This window comes from Marinobacter sp. (assembly GCF_965229985.1).
Lineage (GTDB): Bacteria > Pseudomonadota > Gammaproteobacteria > Pseudomonadales > Oleiphilaceae > Marinobacter.
In genome coordinates this window covers 1,962,920-1,980,849 of sequence record NZ_OZ245935.1, presented here as the reverse complement: position 1 = coordinate 1,980,849, position 17,930 = coordinate 1,962,920, and the positions used below count along the sequence as shown (strand labels likewise).

Here is a 17,930-nt window from a genome sequence, read left to right as displayed (position 1 = left end):
TATAAAGGATCTTAGCGTGCCACGCCCGATCTGAAAACGGTCGCGAGCTAATTAATTCCGGAAACCAGAAACACAATAAGGAGTCCCTCCATGGGTGAAGCAAAACGTCGCAAGGAAACCGGTGCACCGCCTCCCAAAAAAGCAAAAACCAACAAGCCGCTGTATGCAGGCATTGGTCTGCTGGTTCTGGCCGCCGTGCTTCTCGGTGTCTTTTTCCTGACCGCCGCACCCGAGCCGACCTCTGACGAACTGCCAGTCGCGGCGCCCAATGCCGACGATTTCCCAGCCCAACTGGACCAATACGGCGTCTCTGTCGGGCCCGAAGATGCCCCGGTGGTGGTGCGTGAATTTGCTGATTACCAGTGCCCCGCCTGTGGCAACTTTTCCTCTGCCAGCAAGCAGCTGAAACAGGAATACGTGGACGCCGGCAAGGTTCGCTTCGTCTATTTTGATCTGCCGTTGCAGCAGCACCAGAATGCCATGCCGGCCGCCCAGGCAGCACGCTGTGCCGGCGACCAGGACGCCTACTGGGCCATGCACGATCGCCTGTACGATTCCCAGACCGAGTGGAGCGGCTCGAACGATCCGGTTGCCACCTTTACCCGCTACGCCGGTGATCTTGGCCTTGAAGAACGGCGCTTCCGCCGGTGCATGACCACTGAGTTGCACCGTGAAGCTGTCGAGCAGAGCCGCCAGGTTGCCATGCAGCTGCGGGTAACCAGTACACCCACAGTTCTGGTGGATAACATTCGCCTGACACGGCCGGGCTGGGGTCAACTTTCCGCCGTAGTTGAGCGTGAACTGGCTAATGAGGCGGAATGACGATTTGATCCCCGGGTAACCCCGCACTTGATCGAGAGCCTGAGTTGGTTAAAATTTGCGCCCTCTCAGGCTCTGGCCTCTGAACAAACCTGAAACCATGCTCCGGATTTACGGTCCGGCCCGCAGGAGAACATGATGAGCAACAACGTTGTCGTCTGCGCACTGTACAAGTTCGCAGTCCTGAATGATTACAAATCCCTCCGCCAGCCCTTGCTGGATCTGATGCTTGAGAAGGACGTGCACGGTACTCTTTTGCTGGCGCGTGAAGGCATCAACGGCACCATCGCCGGCAGCCGTGAAGGCATTGATGCCGTAAAAGCCTGGATCGCCAGCGACGAGCGGTTCAACGGCATCGATTACAAAGAGTCCTTTGTGGACATCCAGCCGTTCAAACGCACCAAAGTGAAGCTCAAGAAAGAGATCGTCACCATGGGTGTGGACGGTATCGATCCGAAGCGGATTGTTGGCACGTATGTGGATCCTAAAGAGTGGAACGATCTGATTTCCGATCCGGATGTGGTGCTGGTGGATACCCGCAACCAGTACGAAGTGGAAATTGGCACCTTCAAGAATGCCGTCAACCCGGCGACCGATACCTTCCGGGAGTTCCCGGAATACGTGAAGCAGAACCTGGATCCTTCGAAGCACAAGAAGGTGGCTATGTTCTGTACTGGCGGTATCCGTTGTGAGAAGTCCACTGCGTATCTCAAGGAGCAGGGTTTCGAGGAGGTCTATCACCTCAAGGGCGGCATTCTGAAATACCTGGAAGAGGTGCCAGAGGAGCAGAGCCTGTGGCACGGAGAGTGCTTCGTGTTTGATGATCGGGTAACGGTCAACCATCGCCTGGAGCGTGGTGATTACGACCAGTGCCATGCCTGCCGCCGGCCGATTACCGAAGAAGACAAGCAGCGCCCCGAGTATGAGCAGGGTGTGAGCTGTCATCAGTGCATCGATTCGCTGACCGAAGAGCAGAAAGCCCGGTTTGCCGAGCGGGAACGCCAGATGCGTCTGGCGGCGGAGCGGGGCGAAGCCCATGTGGGCGGAGAAGCCGCGCGCATCATTGCCGAGCGCAAGGCCCGGAAAAAGGCTGAAAGAGAACGTCAGGCCCGGAAAAGCCTGGATGGCGAGAGGGCGAGAAGCACCGACGGGGCCTGACCAACCCAGAAAGGAGACTTCATGGATTTACGACAGGCTGTAGCCATTACCGCAGTTGCTATCGCGCCCTTTGCCAGTGCGCAGGAGGCCGACAACTGGAAGGGCGAAACCGAGCTGGGTGTGCTGATCACCTCGGGCAATACCGAAGAGACCAACATCAAGGGCCGCCTGGGGCTGGTCCATGAAGTCGAAACCTGGCGCAACACCGGCGAATTCCGCACCAATTATTCAGAGACCGACGACGAAACCACCGCCGAGAAATATCTTGCCGCCCTGGAAACCAACTACAAGTTTTCAAAGAACCAGTACTGGTTTCTCCGGGGCTCCTACGAGGACGACCGCTTCTCCGGCTACGATTTCGAATCCTCAGCAACCACCGGTTATGGAAATCGGGTGTGGACGTCCGGCGAGCGTTCCTTCCTGGATCTTTCAGTCGGTGGCGGTTACCGCTACAACAAACTGGAAATGGTGAATGCCCAGGGCGAGGATGCCGAAGAAGAGGCGATCGCCCGCCTGGCCGGCCAGTTTGATTACGCGCTCTCGGAAAACTCCCTGTTCCGCCAGAAGCTGAGCACGGAAATAGGCCTGGATGAGAACAACATGGTGACTGAATCGGAAACGTCACTGCAGGCGAACGTGGTGGGGAATCTCTCCATGAAGGCGGCGTTCCGGGTCAAGCATCTGTCGGATCCGCCCTCAGGCTCTGAAGACACCGACACTGAAACGTCGCTCTCGCTAATCTACGGATTCTGATGGAACTGTCGAACCTGGGATGAAATGAAAAAGCGGTTAGATGAAAATGTGATCTGACCCCTTTTTCATCTGACCCCGATTTCAAACGTTGTTTCTGAGGCCGAGATCATCCGGGTAAGGCGTGAGGTATTGCTGGGCCTGCAGGTAGTCCACCGGCTCCCTCCGCTGAGCCATGCGCAGCAGGGTCATCGGCACCACCAGAGGCACCTCGCCCCGGCGATAAGCCTCCATCTGCTCCATCAGTACCTTGCGATCTTCATCACCCATTGAGTCCCTCAGGTAGCCCATGAGATGCTGCATGGCGTTCATGTGTGAACCCCGGCTCACCTTCTTGCTCATGGCCTCCATGAACAGGTGAATGTAGCGTTCCGCAATGTCTTCAAGCGGTTCGGATTTCAGATCCCCAAGCATTGGGCCGAGCTGGCGGTAAATCCTTTCCGAGTGCGCCAGAAGCTGGAATTTGTGCCGGGTGTGGAACTCGATAAGCGCCTTGGCTGAGAGCTGGTCGCCGGCCACGTTCTGCATCCAGTCGTCGTAGGCGAAAACCCGTTCAATGAAGTTTTCCCGGATCATGTCGTCATTGAGGCGTCCTTCCTCCTCCACCGGCATCAGCGGGTAGGCTTTCAGCAACGCCTCGGCAAACATGCCCCGGCCATCGCGGCGGGTCACGTTGCCCTCCTCGTTATGAACCTTGATGCGCTCCATGCCACAGCTGGGTGACTTGGCCATCAGGATATAACCGCGGAGGTTCGCCAGGGTAGGCATGATCTGCTCGATAAAGCCCTTCATGGCGTCGGTATGATCCGCTGCCCCTTTGGTTTCAATCAGGCGCAGGCCATCGCTGTACTCGCGCAGGTGGATGGCGGGGCGGGGCACGCCCAGGCCGGCTTCCAGCTCCGGGCAGATGGAACGGAAATCAAAGTGCTTTGAGAGCACCTGGGTGCAATAGCGGGAATGTTTATGGCCGCCATCATGGCGAACTTCTTTGCCTAGCAGGCAGGTGCTGATTCCGACGGGGATGCCGCTCACGTTAGTCTCCGATAATTCAGTCGGTCCGATGCCTAAAACTGTCTTTTTAATACGTGAATTCAGTCTAGCCCGATCAGGCCGCCGCGAAAAACCGTAACCCTACCTATTCGGATTGGCTTGCCGAGCCTTTCCGTTTCTTGGCAAACATGGCCAGGGTGGTGGCGTAAATGGTGCGAACATCACTGGCAAACTGCTCCACGGAATAGTCCCTGGCAAACTCCAGGGCCTGTGAGGAAAGTTTGTCACGCAGTTCGTCGTCTTCCAGCAGTTTTTTAACCTGCGCCTGCCACTGGTCCTGTTTCTCCGGCGTCTTGAAGCCGTTGAACCCGTGCCGGACCACGTCCTCAATACCGCTGGAACGAACCGCCACCACCGGCAAGCCGGCCGCCATGGCCTCCAGGATTACCATGCCCTGGGTTTCAGATATCGAGGCAAACAGGAAGGCATCACCCAGCCGGTACCAGATGGCCATTTCGTCCGGCGGAACGGCGCCGACCAGGGTGAAGTGTTGTTGAAGCCCAAGGTCTTCAATCTTCTTCTGCAGCCGGTCTTTCTGGTGGCCATCGCCGATCATCAGGAACCGGAACGGCACATCGGTTTCCTGTCTCAGGGCATCAATGGCCTCGATCATGAAGTCGATATTCTTCTCGTTGGAGAGCCGGGAAACGCTGACGAATACTTTCTCATTCTTCAGCTGCAGCTTCTCCCGCAGCTCCTCAACGTCCTTCTCCTGAACCTCCTGGAATTTGTGGTATTCGATGCCCGTGGGCTGCACGAAAGTCGGTGTTTTTACCCCGATCATCCGCAGGTATTCCTCGGTGGAGTAGGTCGGCACAATCACCCCGTCGCACTTGTTGGCAAAGCGCTTGATCAGGGCGTGGGAAATCAGGTTCCGGAACAGCATGCCCGGCAGTGGCACAAAGTGGGCGTAATGCTCCAGACGGGTATGGTAGGTGTAGATGGCCGGTATCCTGAGGGTGCGCGCCACAAACAGTCCTAGCGACCCCAGCCAGAACGGATGATGCAGGTGGATAATATCCGGCTTGAACGCCCGAACCCTCTTGCGGATCCGACCCAGGAAAATATTGGCCAGCCGGAATTCCCGCTTCTCTCCCATGGCCAGAAGTGAGGGTACCCGCAGAACGTGGGGCTCTGCCTCGGGCTGGCCCTTGTAACGGGGCGCCACCACAAGCAGTTTGTCGCCCAGCGCTTCCAGGCCGCGCCTCAGGCGTTCGATCGAAATCGGCACGCCGCCGATAAAGGGCAGATAGTTGTTGGTGAACATCGCCACCCGTATCGGTTTCTCGAGCCAGGGGGCCGGGTCCAGATCGTAGTCCGGATAATAATCCTTGCCGATGAAAATGGCGCCGTACAGTTTGATGGCAATGGCCGCAAACACGGCGACGATCAGAATGAAGTTCAGATAACCGGTGTAGAACAGTGAGTAGATAAAGAACCAGAGACTTTCCAGCCGCTTCAGAATCGGGTGCTGGCCGACTTCCAGGCGCTGCAGGCTATGTGTTACCTCGCCATCGGCGTCTACATTTACCTGCACGTAGTGGTAGAAACTGGTGTCGTTGTTCATGACCAGGCCACCGGCGCCGCCGGTAGTGACAAAGGTGGTATCTCCTACCTGCTCCTCTGCATAGAGTGAAAGATTGGAGGAAAACACCCGTCGAACGTCATGCTCCTCAATTGCCTCCAGGAGTGCGTCCCGGAACTCGGGCGGTGCCAGGTAATCGTCTTTCTGATCGAACGGGGCATTCTCGTCCGGATGAAGGGGAGGGTGACCGATAAACAGGATTCTCGCCTTCGAAGAGTCCTGGGCCAGCAAATCCTTCAGCCAGCGGATCTGCCAGCGCCAGGGAGTTTTGCCGGTGCTGTCCAGGAAAATCAGCCGGCTGTTGCCAGCCTCAATACTGAAGAAATGCGGGCCGAAGTGATCGTAGAAACGGAAACTGCCAAAATCCTCGAACTCGTGGGCGCCGAAGGTCAGCAGGTATGGAATCTCCAGATGGCTCAGAGTGCCGTAAAGGGCCCGGTACTTGTCCTCGCCGCCGCCACTGACCGCGTTACCGGCCGAGACCAGAAAATCGAGCCCGGACCGGTTCAGTTCCGGAATAATGCGGTCTTCGAAAATCCCCACCGAGTTGTTGATGTTGCCCACCACCGCAAAGCTGAACGGCTCTCCGGGGTCAAGCTTTCGATGGATCTGCTCTACCTGTTCGGTATGAACGCCCTCGAAATCTTCCGTGAACAGGTTCAGGTAGGTCTTGTAGCCAACCAGCAGAACCACCACCAGAAGACAGAGGTAGAACAGAAGCTTGAGTGGGTTGCGGAAAATCATCCTGCTCTCCTGCGATTGGCAACGAGTTCCTTCTGCAGCACCACCAGCCCGACAATCATGCCCAGGTAAATGGTCAGCAGCCGCCAGCAGACAATGACCAGTATCAGGTGGTTACCGGAGAGGATATCCCGGAAAAAACTCCCGAAAACACCCTCGGAAATGCCAGAGGCACCTGGTGTGGGCGAGAAATACATAACGAAGGTGGTGACAACCAGCAACCCCACCGAAACCACATAGTCCACACTGTAGTCCAGGCTGTGCATCAGCAGCGCGGGGAAGCTGAACAGGCTGAGCAGAAATACCGCAGTGAACAGAACAGACAGCCACACGAACATGGGGGCGCCGCGCAGGTAATCGCCAAAACTTCGGGAAAGCCGCAGCATCTCCCGGCGCGCCTTGAACTGCCAGCGTTGATGGCGGCGTTCGCTGATCAGGTGAAGCCGGCGTGCGGCTGTTAGCAATCGGGTCAACGGGCCGATCAGCCAGCGGGTCCGGAACAGCAGCACCAGGAAAAACCCGAGGTATAGAACAATCAGAAACGCCAGCGCGGTGCCGATATCGCCGACAATCGAGTTGCCGTCCAGGGATTTGAGCGTGAGCAGGAATACCGGCGTGAGCGAGAAAATGAACAGCACCGCCAGTACCGTTCGAATCGTTGTGGCTGCCGTGGCCCTGCCAACCGGAACGCCATGCTGGCTAAGGAACCAGATCTGGGCGAAGCCGCCCCCGGTTGCCATGGGCGTGATGTTGGAGAAAAACAGATTGATAAATACCAGCCGGAACATCGCCGGCAATGGCAGCCGGTGCCCCAGCGCCCGCAAGGTAAAATAGAGCCGAAGGCCATCCGAGGTGAAATAGACCAGCAACAGGCCAGCCACCGATAACAGGGTTTCCGGAGCGATCAGCCTGGCGTCGAAGGTAAGGGTACGCTCGGCAAACAGATCGTAAACAGCATACAGCCCGGCAGCGGTAAGCGCCACGAATAACAGACTGAACATCACCAGCCTTTTCCCCGAGGCGCGCTTCGAATAGTTGATGTCCGTGGAGTGAGTCATGGGCTGCCCGTCAGATTGAGACGGGCAGTTTACAGGGTAGGGTGTGGTTGGTGTCCAGTGTCCGGCTAGTGGCCATACACCATCATGGTGGTATTGGTAATGGCAAAGTCCGTGAACTGAACGCTACCAATGCTGGTGCCGCCCATCTTGAAGACCGGCATATCGATATCCGCCCGGAACTCAACATCATGCACCGAAAGCCCTTCGTTGCCTGAGGCAGAACTGGTGCCCCGTGACAGCTTCGCCGTGGCACTTGCCATACCGAAATACCCCACCGTGTCATCGCCCCGCCGGTTGTGAATCTGCAGGCCCTCAATACCGACTGCGGCAAAGTTGAACAGCAGAATCACATCCGCTGCATCCCAGTTGAGGCTACCGTTGGTAATCTCGAAATGGGTATCCAGCTGCAGTTCAGAGCCAGACACCTCGTTGCCGTTCGCCAGAGTACGAGTAGAACTACCCCCGTTACGAATCACCAGATCCGTCGGCCCGATGTGCCCTTGCAGCAGGATATCCGAGAACAGCGTCGCCGAGCCCTCGCTGCCTGAGGTGGTCACACTGTCTACCGCCAGCTCAAAATCCACCGCCTGCAGGTATTCATCCAGACTGGTCGGATCGCCATAATCCGTCGCACCCAGGTGCATCACCAGATCACCGCTATTGAACTGCTTGCCAAAAGAGCCCGCGACGGAATACTTCGCCAGAGCATCGGCCACATCCGGGTCATTCTGGTCCAACAACCCCGCCTGTGCCCGCCGGGCAATCTCCGAAAACCCATGCTCCAGCACCTCCCCATCGCCGGCAATATCGATCGTCAGCTTCATGTTATCCAGCACCGTATCGTTGTGCCCGGACAACCTCAGCCCATTCACATTCAACGACCCTTCATCAATCCAGCTGAACCGATCAATGCTGAGCTTAGTCTCCAGCTCAATCGTTACCCCCGCCTGCCCGGTTACACCGGACATCGCCCCATCATCCAACGGCCTGAACTCCGCCATAGCTGGCAGCGGAAGCGAGAGGGCGAGCACCCAAAGCGAGAGCTTGGAAGATGTGGTGTTTCGACGACAGGCAAGTGACTGAGTCATGGTGGCCCCAAAAGTCTGGTTTATTGTTTTTAGCGGGGAGTGTTAAACACTCCCCGGGCCGCAGGGGGACAGCACAACCAATGCAGCAAAAACTTTGGTTTGTTACAGACTGTTACGATAAGCGGGAGAGGGAGAAAGATCTGTGAGGCCTGTCACAGGGAGGCCACTGAAGAGGATGAGGCAAAGCGGGCGGGAGGTCCTCCCAAAACTGTGCGGAGCCATGGGTGGAGTGCGAAGCACTTCACGGGCATGCCAGGGAAGGCTTGCCCTGGACCTTTGGCGCGACGCAGGAGCAATAAGCGCCAAAGGGCGGAGCCAAGCGTACAAGGATGTATTCACAGCGTGTTTTGGGAGGACCTCCCGCCCGATTTGCATGCACCAAAAGTTGAAGGGCGAAACTTGGACTAGGAAGCCAAAGCTTGCTGAATGAGAGACTTCTGGTGCTCCGCAAACTCCCGAATCAACGCCTGCGCCTTATCCGAATCCCTCGCCAGAACCGCCTGCGGCAGATTGGCAAAAAACTCACTGGTCTGCGCCAGACCCCGCCGATACCGATCAGCGCTCAGGTAATAGGCCCGACTGACCGCCGGCTTGAAATTCGACAAAGCCTCCGTGAGATAAGGATTCCCCACCACCTCACAGCAGGCATCCATCACATTGAAACTCGCCTCAACCACCCCGGAAATGTCGCTGGACGAATCCTTTATCTGTTCAACAACATTACTGACCGCACCCAGCATCCGCGGCTTATCGCTCTCCTGCCAGCGCTCACAGAGCCGCACCGCCATCATCATCAGCAAATGCATATACACATCGTAAAGCTCGGAAGCATGGGCCGCGTCCAGCCGGGTTGCCGAAGCACCTTTGCGGGGCGTGATCTCCACCAGATGCCAACGCTCCAGGGTATACAGCGCTTCCTTCACTGAAGCACGACTGACCTTCAATTCACCGGCCAGGGTCGCCTCCTGAATCCGCTCACCGGGGCGAATCTGCCCGGTCATGATCCGCTCTGCCAGGTAATTGGCAATCTGCTCGGCCAGAGTGTTGGGCACCTGAAAATCCATAAAGGCTCTCTGAACAGGTCGTAAAAACCGGTCGGCTGCTGCGGTTATCCGGCCGGCATGGGAGTGTGTGCGCATGAGTTTATCACAGCCTCTGAGTCTGACAGTCACAACGCCTTGATCCGCCGGGGATTCCTGACAATTGTCAAAAAACTCCTCTCGAGCGGTTGACGACTGATGCATTGTAGGACAATAATGCACAAAACAACAGGTGATCAGAGTTTCACCAACACGCATTCGATGGAGAGAGCCCGATGAGCACAACGCAGTTATCGGTAAACCGCGAGTCCACCCGCCGGCGGATACTGCTGACCCTGAAGAAGTACAGCTACCTGATAGCCATGGTCCCCTTGGCGTTACCGCCCCTGCTGCTGGCCGCCGGCCACGCAACCGATCTGGTAAACCTGTTTTCCTGGGGCGTCCCCGTCGTTGTCTTCGGGATCATCCCGGTGCTGGACATGCTGCTGGGCAAGGATTCCCTGAACCCGGACGAAGAAGCCGACGTGCCACGAATGGTCGGCGAGCAGTTTTATAAAGCCATCACGCTTGGCTGGGTCGCCGGCTTCGCGGCCTTGCTGGTCTGGAGCATACTGGAACTGGCTTCCGGCACATTCAGCCTGATGGGAAGTATTGGCTGGATCGTCTCCATCGGCATCGTCGGCGGCCTCGGCATCAACGTTGCCCACGAACTCATCCACAAAGACGAGAAACTCGAAACCCGGGCAGGCGGCTTCCTGCTGTCACTGGTCTGCTACGCCGGCTTCAAAGTCGAACACCTGCGCGGCCACCACGTACACGTCTCCACCCCCGAAGACGCCTCCTCATCCCGCTACAACCAGTCCCTCTACAACTTCCTGCCCCAGGCCTACATGCGCAACTTCCTCAACGCCTGGAAACTGGAAGCCGAACGCCTGCAGCGCAAAGGCCATAAAGCCCTCAGCTGGCGCAACGAACTGATCTGGTGGTACAGCATCAGCGCCCTGGCACTGGCGGGCTTCACCATCGCCTTCGGCTGGCTCGGCGCCGTCTTCTTCCTGGGCCAGAGCTTCATCGCCTTCACCCTGCTGGAAATCGTCAACTACCTCGAACACTACGGCCTGCACCGCCGCAAACTCGAAAACGGCCGCTACGAACGCACCGGCCCCGAACACAGCTGGAACAGCAACTACTTCCTCACCAACGTCTTCCTGTTCCACCTCCAACGCCACAGCGATCACCACGCCTGGGCCAAGCGCCGCTTCCAGATCCTCCGCCACCACGAAGTGGCTCCCCAACTACCGGCTGGCTACTCCGCAATGATCGTACTGGCAATGGTCCCCCCACTCTGGCGGCGGGTAATGAACCCAAGGGTAGAGGCTTATTACAAAGGCGAAGAACACCAGTTGGCTTAGCGCCAAAAAAGCAGGCTGCCTCAAAAGTTCGATCGGCGGGGGTGTGAGGGTGCTATTTCTGTAGGGAAACGACTGTCTGAGCAAAGCGAGTTCGGCTTCCCGAAAGAAATAGCACCCTCACACCCCCGCCAGCCCCCCAACTTCATATCGGCCTAACTCCAACGGCCCCCAGACTTCAGAGCGTCTCTGAAGAAAAGCCGGCGTAAAAAACCGGCCCTCAAGACCCCGGCGGTTCGTCTCTGGCCCCGGGGTCTTTTTTATGCCCTTGAAATCCCCCTGAAACGCACACAGGTATACTGTTTGAACTCCACGGAAAAAAGGGAAAACCAAAATGCCCAAGCATTTCGAACAGGCCCCCGGCCTACACGAAGACCCCGTTCCCGAAACCGAAGGCTACGTATTCAACCAGACCATGATGCGCATCAAGGAACCCGAGCGCTCCATGGACTTCTATACCCGAGTGATGGGCATGCGCCTGGTGCGCAAACTGGACTTCCCCGAAATGAAGTTCACCCTGTATTTCCTGGGTTACCTGGATGATCGTCAGGCCGGCCTCGTGCCCCACGACGACGCCCACCGCACCACCTTTACCTTCGGCCGCGAAGCCATGCTTGAGCTGACCCATAACTGGGGCACCGAAGACGACAACGACTTTGGCTACCACAATGGCAACGACGAGCCCCAGGGCTTTGGCCACATTGGCGTAGCCGTGCCAGACGTCTATGCCGCCTGCGACCGCTTTGAAAAGCTTGGTGTGGATTTCGTGAAAAAGCCGGACGACGGCAAGATGAAAGGCCTGGCCTTTATCAAAGACCCGGACGGCTACTGGATTGAAATCCTGCAGCCGGACATGCTCGAGAAGCAGCGTAAGGAAGACTGATCCTCCTTACTCCGCAGCGGCCTCCTGGCCGGCTGCGGGTTTACGGCCGTAGCGGGAAGCCACAATCACCGCTGCGGTCAGAATCAAGGCCCCGGCAATACCAATCGGCCCCAGAATCTCCTCCAGGAACACCCAGGCCAGCAGAGCCACAAACAGCGGTTCCAGGGTCACTATGATGCTGGAAAGCGTTGCCGGTGTTGTTTTCATGCCAGTGAAGAAGCACACATACCCGATGCAGGTTGGCACCACGCCCACATAGACCACCATCAGCCAGTGCCCGAACTCCAGGCTTTCCAGCCCCTCGAATCCGCCACTCACGGCCACTACCGGCAACAGAATCAGCGCCGCCGTAAAGAAACAGATAAACGCCGTGGTAAACACCGGCGTGCCGGCGGAGCTGTAGCGGCTGGTGAGCGTGAAACCGGTATACACACAGGCGGCCAGTAACGCCACCAGAATGCCGGCCAGCCGCAAGGTGCCGCTGGTGTCCATATCACTGAGTACCAGCATGGCCGTGCCGGCAATGGCAGCAAACAGGGACAGAACCGTCAGCAGGCCGGGTTTCTCTCCCAGCAAGGGCGCAGCAAGAATGGCCACCAGCACCGGGGGCAGACAGAGCGCGATCAGGGTGGCAATGCCGGCCCCGGTCAGATCCACGGCCAGAAGGTAGCTGCCCTGGTAAAACGCCTGGAACAGCCCAAGCGCTGCCAGCGGAATCAGGGTCTTGCGGGTGAGACTCCGTAGCGAGCTGCCGGGTACACTGGCGCCCGGATTGGCGCGCTCAAGGCGTGCCTGCTCCCGCCGCATCAACAGCCAGAAAAACGGCAGGGCCACCGCCAGCCTCAGAAAGCCAAGGGTAATGGCCTGAAGCTCGGTACCGGTAAACAGAAACTTTGCAACGATGCCCGTGGTCGCCCATAGCAGGGCAGCCAGGGCGATCAACAGGGCGCCTTGGATCATTCAATCATCAACACAATCAGCTCTTTGGGACCGTGAACACCGTAAGCCAGAGTTTGCTCGATGTCGGCGGTTTTGGAAGGGCCTGAGATTAGCAGGGCATTGGTCGGCATGCCAGCGGCCCAGTTCTGGGCCTTCATGGCTTCATGGAAGGTTGTGTAGAGTTCCGAGGCCTTGAGCACAGCAATGTGTACCGGCGGCACCAGACTCATGAGCCGGGGTTCATCATTGTTCGGCCACAGGATTAGCGAGCCGGTTTCGGCAATACCGCCACGTGTGGAGGTAATGCTCGCGTCCACCTCGTTGAACAGGTGGCCCTGCCAGCTCTCGATCGGCTCGTCGTAAATCAGCAGCTCCGGCAGATCGTCACGGCCGGCATCGCGAAGCGCCTGGCCGATCTCGTGCTGTTTGGGAATCAGCAGATTCCTGGCACCGCGGGTGTTCAGCACCTCGGCCAGACGATCCATCCACATGTCTTCGGTGCAGTGGTGTACCTCGCCGTGAACCGATTCGATCATCTTCTCGAACCGCTCGATACGCTCCTTTGTCGACCAGTCATCGCGAACCAGAACCGAGAAATCGCATTCCGGCACCGTCAGTTCGCCGCCGGTCCGATTGCGCAGACGCTGAAGAATCGTTTCCCGGGAACTCATTGGCCACGCTCCTTCATCCGCTGGTGCAGGGTTTTGGCGGCCAGTTTGGGGGCCGTGCGGTAATCGGTCCAGGCGCCGGCTTTCGAGAGTTGTAACGCCCTGAATTTGCTGGCGGCACCGGTGCCGAAACGGTAAATGCCGGGGCTGGCATGCATCCAGGCCCAGCCCTTCCAGATCATCGCTTCCATGGAACTGCGTTTGGCGCCATGGCCACGGACCTTGGCCGGGTGCAGTTTGTCACCATCCACCGATTCCTGGCGCAACCGCACCAACAGATCGGGTATGGGAATCTTCACCGGACAGACCTCGCCACAGGCGCCACAGAGGCTGGAGGCACTGGGCAGATGCCGGCCCTCGTCCAGGCCAATCAGATGCGGCATCAGGATCTTGCCGATCGGGCCCGGATAGGTGGTGCCGTAGGCATGGCCGCCCACCCGTGTGTACACCGGACAGTGGTTCATACAGGCGCCGCAGCGGATGCAGCGCAGGGTGTCCAGCAGTTCGTCATCCTGGTAGATGGATGAGCGGCCATTATCTACCAGCACCAGGTGAACCTCTTCCGGCCCGTCCAGCTCCTCGGCTTTGCGCGGGCCGGAGATCATGTTGAAGTAGGTGGTGATGTGCTGACCGGTGGCAGAGCGGGTCAGTAGCGCGAGCAGGGCAGAGACGTCCTCCATGCTCGGTACTACCTTCTCGATGCCGGTAACGGCGATGTGGCACTTGGGCACCGTAGTGGTCATCCGGCCGTTGCCTTCGTTCTCCACCAGGCACAGCGTGCCGGTCTCCGCCACCGCAAAGTTAACCCCGGAAACGCCCACATCGGCATTCATGAACTTTTCCCGCAGTTGCTGGCGGGCACTGGCGGTGAGGTATTCCACATCGTTGGAGAGATCGGTGCCGGTTTTGTCATGCAATAACTGGGAGATCTCGCCGGTGTTCTTGTGAATCGCGGGCATGATGATGTGCGATGGCGTTTCATCCGCCAGCTGCACAATGTACTCGCCCAGGTCCGATTCCAGGGCTTCGATGCCCTGTTCCTCCAGGTAATGGTTCAGCTCCATTTCCTCGGAGACCATGGACTTGCCCTTGATCACCGTCTTGGCATCCCGGGCCTTGCAGATATCCCGTACGATCCGGCAGGCCTCGTCGCCGTCCACCGCCCAGTGCACCTTGATGCCGTTCTCGGTCAGCTTCTTCTCGAGCTGCTCCAGCAAGTCCGGCAAGTTGGCGAGGGCCCGCAGGCGAACGTTGGCGCCCAGATCCCGCAGGGTTTCCAGGTCCCAGCCCTCGAACGCCGTCTTGCGCTTGGACATCAGCCCGTCCATGGCGCTACGGAAGTTCTTGCGGATCTTGGGGTTGTGAATGGCCGCCTGAGCCCTTGGGTGAAACTGTTTTACATCGATATGATGGCCAGTGTGCTCGGCTGTCTCGCTCATGACTACTGCCCCCCTTTGCCCTGGGTTCGCGCCCACAGGAAACTGAGAATGTGCTGGCCTGAAACCGGCTTCTGGTTCTTCTCGGCGTAGCCGGCAATGTTCATCAGGCAACCGCAATCGGTGGTGACAAATTCTTTGGCGCCGGTGTCCACAAGGGTGTCCACCTTCTCACTCACCATGGCTCCGGAAATCTCCGGGTGGCGAACCGCAAAGGTACCGCCAAAGCCGCAACATTCCTCCGGCCGGATCTGCTCCACCAGATTCACATTCTTCAACTGGCCCAGGAGCTTCGGCCCCACCTCGGCCACGCCCATTTCACGGCGGGCGGAGCAGGAGGTGTGCATGGCCACCGTGGTGGGCTCGCCCAGGTCTTCCAGCTTGATATGGCAGACGTTAAGCAGAAAATCCGTCAGCTCCCAGACCCGGCCGGCCACCTCCGCGGCTTTCACTTCGTCCGGCGTGTCTTTGAACAGGTCCGGGTAGTGCTTGCGCATCATCCCCCCGCAGGAGCCGGAAGGCACCACAATCGGCCAGTCGCCGGGGAAAAGATCGAGCTGGGCTTTGGCCACCGAGCGGGCCTGGTCATGGTAGCCGGAGGTGTAGGCCGGTTGGCCACAGCAGGTCTGGTCTTGCGGGAACAGCACCTCAATGCCTTCACGCTCCAGCAGCTCAACGCCGGCGATGCCCGCATCCGGGTAGAACATATCCACCAGACAGGTGCCGTAGAAATAGACTTTCGAAGGTTTGGACGGATAAACCTTGATCGGATCAACCATGTGCGGACGCTCAACGGTTTTTGAATTGTTATCCAGCAATAATAGGGTGGCGGGCGCGGTGTTGCCAGACGACTTTACGGGAAGAGGGCGCGCGGCGGTTTCCTTAAGACGCCGCCGGGTCAGAGTCACCGCACAAAGGAGTTTGCAATGCCGCGTGCAGAGAGTCAGGGGAATGCCCTGTGGCCAGTAGAAAGTGAAGTTTGGCGAAAGCGGCCTCGGGAGTAAGGTTGCCACCAGCGATGACGCCGACCCTGTCAAGCGCCGCGCCGGACGCATAGGCCTTCTGCGCAACCCTGCCCTCCAGGCACTGACTTATGTTCAGGACTGAGACGCCACGCCTGACCCCATCCGCGAGCGCCTGAACGAGGTGCTTGTCCTCATCAGGAGCATTGCCGGAACCGTAGGTATGAATGATGAGTCCTTTCAAGTCCGGCAGCGCGAGGATCGACTCAACAAGAATGGCTGGTATACCTGGGTAGAATGTCAGGGTCGCTACAGATCGGGAGTTGAACGCAGGAATCTGAAAATTCGGCTTACCCGGGGGAAGAAGCAGGTCATGACGTAACTCGAGGTCGATTCCGCTTCGGCCAAGCCTGGGCGCATTCGGAGAATCGAAGGCTTCCAGATCATTGGTTTTCAGCTTTCGTGCCCGGTTTCCCCTGAGCAGATTGCCGCAAAAATACAGGCACACTTCGGAGATCCCCGGGGTGCTCGCCAGGACCAGTGCGTTGATCACATTCTGCAGGGCATCCGTGCGGGACTGTTCCAACGGAATCTGCGAGCCGGTCAGGATAACCGGCTTGTCGCATCCCTGAAGCATGTAGGAGAGCGCCGATGCCGTGAACGCCATGGTGTCCGTGCCGTGGATCACAACGAATCCGTCGTATCGGTCCCAGTGCTCAGCGAGTACCCGGGCCATGGTCGTCCAGTTTTCGGGGGTCAGGTTTGCGCTGTCGATGAGCCGGTCGAGTTCGACGACGTCGAACTGTGGCAGCTCACGTTGGTGCTCTTCCAGACGACGGGTCAGGCGCGCTTTGAAATCCGGCCCGGGTACATAAACACCATTGGCAGAGACCATGCCGATGGTCCCCCCGCTATAGAGTATCAGCACCCGACCGTTCATGCGTCGTCTCCAACCGGCGCAAGCATCGCCCGGGGGCTCAGAAGACGGTCCAGCTCGCTGGCCTCCAGCAAGCCCTCCTCAAGCACGAGCTCCCTGACCGTGGAGCCGGAGTTCAGTGCCATTGAGGCAATTCGCGTCGCATTGGAATACCCGAGTCTGGGAACGAGGGCGGTGATAATGCCTATGCTGTTATCCAGGTGCTTTGCGCACTGGTCGGTATTGGCGAGAATGCCCTTGATGCACTTTTCGTCGAGCATCTTGCAGGCAGCACCGAGCATTTTCATTGAATTGAGCAGGTTGTAAACAATCAGGGGCTCCATGGCGTTGAGCTGGAGCTGCCCGGCTTCTGCGGCGAGGGTGACAGCGAGGTCGCTGGCAATGACCTGATAGGCTGTCTGGTTGACGGCCTCGGGAATAACCGGGTTGACCTTGCCGGGCATGATGGAAGAGCCCGGTTGCATGGGTGGCAGCATGATTTCGCCGAGGCCTGTTCGCGGCCCGGAGGACAAAAGGCGGAGGTCGTTGCACATCTTGCCCAGTTTCACGGCGAATCGCTTCAATATGCCAGAAAAAAGCACAAAGGCGCCCATGTCGGACGAGGCCTCCACCAGGTTGCTTGCGGAGACCAGCGGCTTTCCGGAAATGCTGGCCAGATAATTGACCGCCAGCGCCTGATAGCGCGGATGGGTGTTGATGCCTGTTCCGATGGCAGTGCCCCCGAGGTTTACTTCGCAGAGCAGACGGTTGGCTTCGTGCAGGCGGTCAATATCCTCGCCCAGATTAACGGAAAACGCCTCGAACTCTTGTCCGAGGGTCATGGGCACGGCATCCTGCAACTGGGTGCGCCCCATCTTGACCACATCGGCAAACTGTCGCCCTTTTTGCGCCAGGCTGTCCTTCAGATCCCTGATCGCCAGCTCCAGGGGTTCAGAGGCAAATTGCACGGCCAGGCACACGGCTGTCGGGTAGGCGTCATTGGTCGATTGGGATCGGTTGACGTCGTCATTGGGATGAAGGTGCGCATACTCGCCTCGGCCGTAACCCAGTTTTTCAAGCGCCAGGTTGGCAATCACCTCATTCGCGTTCATGTTGGTGGAGGTCCCAGCCCCACCCTGAATAAGATCTACCACGAACTGGTCGTGCAGATGGCCAGCGATAATGTCATCGCATGCGGCGATGATGGCTTCGGCTTTGTGGGGCGGCAGTGCGCGAAGATCGCGGTTGGCCATGGCGGCTGCCTTTTTGACCATCGCCAGTGCCCGTACAAAATCCGGAAAGTGGCTGATGGGCACTCCGGTGATCGAAAAGTTATCCAGAGCTCTCTGGGTCTGAATGCCATACCAGGCATCGGCAGGAACAGGACGTTCACCCAGCAGATCGTGTTCAATGCGGCTGTTCATTTTC

The 17,930-nt window shown here is 58.2% G+C and carries 16 protein-coding genes; 5 read left to right on the top strand and 11 right to left on the bottom strand.

Annotation, left to right across the window (positions count from 1 at the left end; genetic code table 11):
* The first annotated feature begins 90 nt into the window (after positions 1-90).
* The 3 genes from ACO06L_RS09115 to ACO06L_RS09105 all read left to right on the top strand — a co-directional run bounded on the left by ACO06L_RS09115 (position 91) and on the right by ACO06L_RS09105 (position 2,730).
* On the top strand, positions 91-822 hold the full coding sequence (locus ACO06L_RS09115; protein WP_202347829.1) for a DsbA family protein: 732 nt from the start codon (positions 91-93) through the stop codon (positions 820-822).
* A gap of 135 nt (positions 823-957) precedes the next feature.
* Entirely contained in the window at positions 958-1,977 is a 1,020-nt protein-coding gene (locus ACO06L_RS09110; RefSeq protein WP_202347914.1) for a rhodanese-related sulfurtransferase, read from the top strand.
* 21 nt (positions 1,978-1,998) lie between these two features.
* Positions 1,999-2,730: a DUF481 domain-containing protein gene (locus ACO06L_RS09105; RefSeq protein WP_064227679.1), complete on the top strand. Its 732-nt coding sequence runs from the start codon at positions 1,999-2,001 to the stop codon at positions 2,728-2,730.
* Between the two features lie 81 nt (positions 2,731-2,811).
* Here the strand turns inward: ACO06L_RS09105 and ACO06L_RS09100 are convergent, their stop codons facing one another.
* The 5 genes from ACO06L_RS09100 to ACO06L_RS09080 all read right to left on the bottom strand — a co-directional run bounded on the left by ACO06L_RS09100 (position 2,812) and on the right by ACO06L_RS09080 (position 9,313).
* The gene (locus tag ACO06L_RS09100) at positions 2,812-3,759 is read right to left on the bottom strand and encodes a YbgA family protein (protein ID WP_202347828.1); all 948 of its coding nucleotides are present in this window, start codon (positions 3,757-3,759) and stop codon (positions 2,812-2,814) included.
* A gap of 103 nt (positions 3,760-3,862) precedes the next feature.
* A complete protein-coding gene (locus ACO06L_RS09095) occupies positions 3,863-6,106 on the bottom strand; it encodes a glycosyltransferase (RefSeq protein WP_202347827.1) in 2,244 nt (747 codons plus the stop codon).
* Positions 6,103-7,161, bottom strand: a complete 1,059-nt coding sequence (locus ACO06L_RS09090) for a lysylphosphatidylglycerol synthase transmembrane domain-containing protein (RefSeq protein ID WP_202347826.1) — start codon at positions 7,159-7,161, stop codon at positions 6,103-6,105. Before ACO06L_RS09090 ends, ACO06L_RS09095 begins: the two co-directional genes overlap by 4 nt.
* A gap of 65 nt (positions 7,162-7,226) precedes the next feature.
* Positions 7,227-8,249: a DUF6160 family protein gene (locus ACO06L_RS09085; RefSeq protein WP_202347825.1), complete on the bottom strand. Its 1,023-nt coding sequence runs from the start codon at positions 8,247-8,249 to the stop codon at positions 7,227-7,229.
* 404 nt (positions 8,250-8,653) lie between these two features.
* Complete coding sequence (locus tag ACO06L_RS09080; RefSeq protein WP_064227684.1) at positions 8,654-9,313, bottom strand: GntR family transcriptional regulator; 660 nt, start codon at positions 9,311-9,313, stop codon at positions 8,654-8,656.
* 251 nt (positions 9,314-9,564) lie between these two features.
* Between ACO06L_RS09080 and ACO06L_RS09075 the strand changes: the two genes are divergently transcribed.
* Both ACO06L_RS09075 and gloA read left to right on the top strand, forming a co-directional pair.
* Positions 9,565-10,701: an alkane 1-monooxygenase gene (locus ACO06L_RS09075; RefSeq protein ID WP_202347824.1), complete on the top strand. Its 1,137-nt coding sequence runs from the start codon at positions 9,565-9,567 to the stop codon at positions 10,699-10,701.
* Between the two features lie 331 nt (positions 10,702-11,032).
* Positions 11,033-11,581: a lactoylglutathione lyase gene (gloA, locus tag ACO06L_RS09070; RefSeq protein ID WP_064227686.1), complete on the top strand. Its 549-nt coding sequence runs from the start codon at positions 11,033-11,035 to the stop codon at positions 11,579-11,581.
* A gap of 6 nt (positions 11,582-11,587) precedes the next feature.
* Here the strand turns inward: gloA and ACO06L_RS09065 are convergent, their stop codons facing one another.
* From ACO06L_RS09065 to ACO06L_RS09040, 6 genes are all read right to left on the bottom strand, one after another.
* Positions 11,588-12,541, bottom strand: coding sequence for a DMT family transporter (locus ACO06L_RS09065; RefSeq protein WP_202347823.1), 954 nt, complete (start codon positions 12,539-12,541; stop codon positions 11,588-11,590).
* Positions 12,538-13,191: a LutC/YkgG family protein gene (locus ACO06L_RS09060; protein ID WP_202347822.1), complete on the bottom strand. Its 654-nt coding sequence runs from the start codon at positions 13,189-13,191 to the stop codon at positions 12,538-12,540. Before ACO06L_RS09060 ends, ACO06L_RS09065 begins: the two co-directional genes overlap by 4 nt.
* Positions 13,188-14,627 (bottom strand): LutB/LldF family L-lactate oxidation iron-sulfur protein, encoded by a 1,440-nt coding sequence (locus tag ACO06L_RS09055; protein ID WP_202347821.1) that lies wholly within the window; start codon positions 14,625-14,627, stop codon positions 13,188-13,190. The genes ACO06L_RS09060 and ACO06L_RS09055 overlap by 4 nt, the downstream gene beginning before the upstream one ends.
* A gap of 2 nt (positions 14,628-14,629) precedes the next feature.
* Entirely contained in the window at positions 14,630-15,403 is a 774-nt protein-coding gene (locus ACO06L_RS09050) for a (Fe-S)-binding protein (protein WP_202347820.1), read from the bottom strand.
* Positions 15,404-15,506: 103 nt separating this feature from the next.
* A complete protein-coding gene (locus tag ACO06L_RS09045) occupies positions 15,507-16,526 on the bottom strand; it encodes a type I asparaginase (protein WP_202347819.1) in 1,020 nt (339 codons plus the stop codon).
* Positions 16,523-17,926 (bottom strand): aspartate ammonia-lyase, encoded by a 1,404-nt coding sequence (locus tag ACO06L_RS09040; RefSeq protein WP_202347818.1) that lies wholly within the window; start codon positions 17,924-17,926, stop codon positions 16,523-16,525. The genes ACO06L_RS09045 and ACO06L_RS09040 overlap by 4 nt, the downstream gene beginning before the upstream one ends.
* Positions 17,927-17,930 lie beyond the last annotated feature (4 nt).

What these genes read in the sequence shown, in the direction of transcription:
- gloA (WP_064227686.1), top strand. Translation starts at nt 11,033, where the DNA reads ATGCCCAAGCATTTCGAACAGGCCCCCGGCCTACACGAAGACCCCGTT.
- ACO06L_RS09105 (WP_064227679.1), top strand. Translation starts at nt 1,999, where the DNA reads ATGGATTTACGACAGGCTGTAGCCATTACCGCAGTTGCTATCGCGCCC.
- ACO06L_RS09065 (WP_202347823.1), bottom strand. Translation starts at nt 12,541, where the DNA reads ATGATCCAAGGCGCCCTGTTGATCGCCCTGGCTGCCCTGCTATGGGCG.
- ACO06L_RS09050 (WP_202347820.1), bottom strand. Translation starts at nt 15,403, where the DNA reads ATGGTTGATCCGATCAAGGTTTATCCGTCCAAACCTTCGAAAGTCTAT.
- ACO06L_RS09115 (WP_202347829.1), top strand. Translation starts at nt 91, where the DNA reads ATGGGTGAAGCAAAACGTCGCAAGGAAACCGGTGCACCGCCTCCCAAA.
- ACO06L_RS09075 (WP_202347824.1), top strand. Translation starts at nt 9,565, where the DNA reads ATGAGCACAACGCAGTTATCGGTAAACCGCGAGTCCACCCGCCGGCGG.
- ACO06L_RS09045 (WP_202347819.1), bottom strand. Translation starts at nt 16,526, where the DNA reads ATGAACGGTCGGGTGCTGATACTCTATAGCGGGGGGACCATCGGCATG.
- ACO06L_RS09040 (WP_202347818.1), bottom strand. Translation starts at nt 17,926, where the DNA reads ATGAACAGCCGCATTGAACACGATCTGCTGGGTGAACGTCCTGTTCCT.
- ACO06L_RS09055 (WP_202347821.1), bottom strand. Translation starts at nt 14,627, where the DNA reads ATGAGCGAGACAGCCGAGCACACTGGCCATCATATCGATGTAAAACAG.
- ACO06L_RS09110 (WP_202347914.1), top strand. Translation starts at nt 958, where the DNA reads ATGAGCAACAACGTTGTCGTCTGCGCACTGTACAAGTTCGCAGTCCTG.
- ACO06L_RS09060 (WP_202347822.1), bottom strand. Translation starts at nt 13,191, where the DNA reads ATGAGTTCCCGGGAAACGATTCTTCAGCGTCTGCGCAATCGGACCGGC.
- ACO06L_RS09080 (WP_064227684.1), bottom strand. Translation starts at nt 9,313, where the DNA reads ATGGATTTTCAGGTGCCCAACACTCTGGCCGAGCAGATTGCCAATTAC.
- ACO06L_RS09090 (WP_202347826.1), bottom strand. Translation starts at nt 7,161, where the DNA reads ATGACTCACTCCACGGACATCAACTATTCGAAGCGCGCCTCGGGGAAA.
- ACO06L_RS09085 (WP_202347825.1), bottom strand. Translation starts at nt 8,249, where the DNA reads ATGACTCAGTCACTTGCCTGTCGTCGAAACACCACATCTTCCAAGCTC.
- ACO06L_RS09095 (WP_202347827.1), bottom strand. Translation starts at nt 6,106, where the DNA reads ATGATTTTCCGCAACCCACTCAAGCTTCTGTTCTACCTCTGTCTTCTG.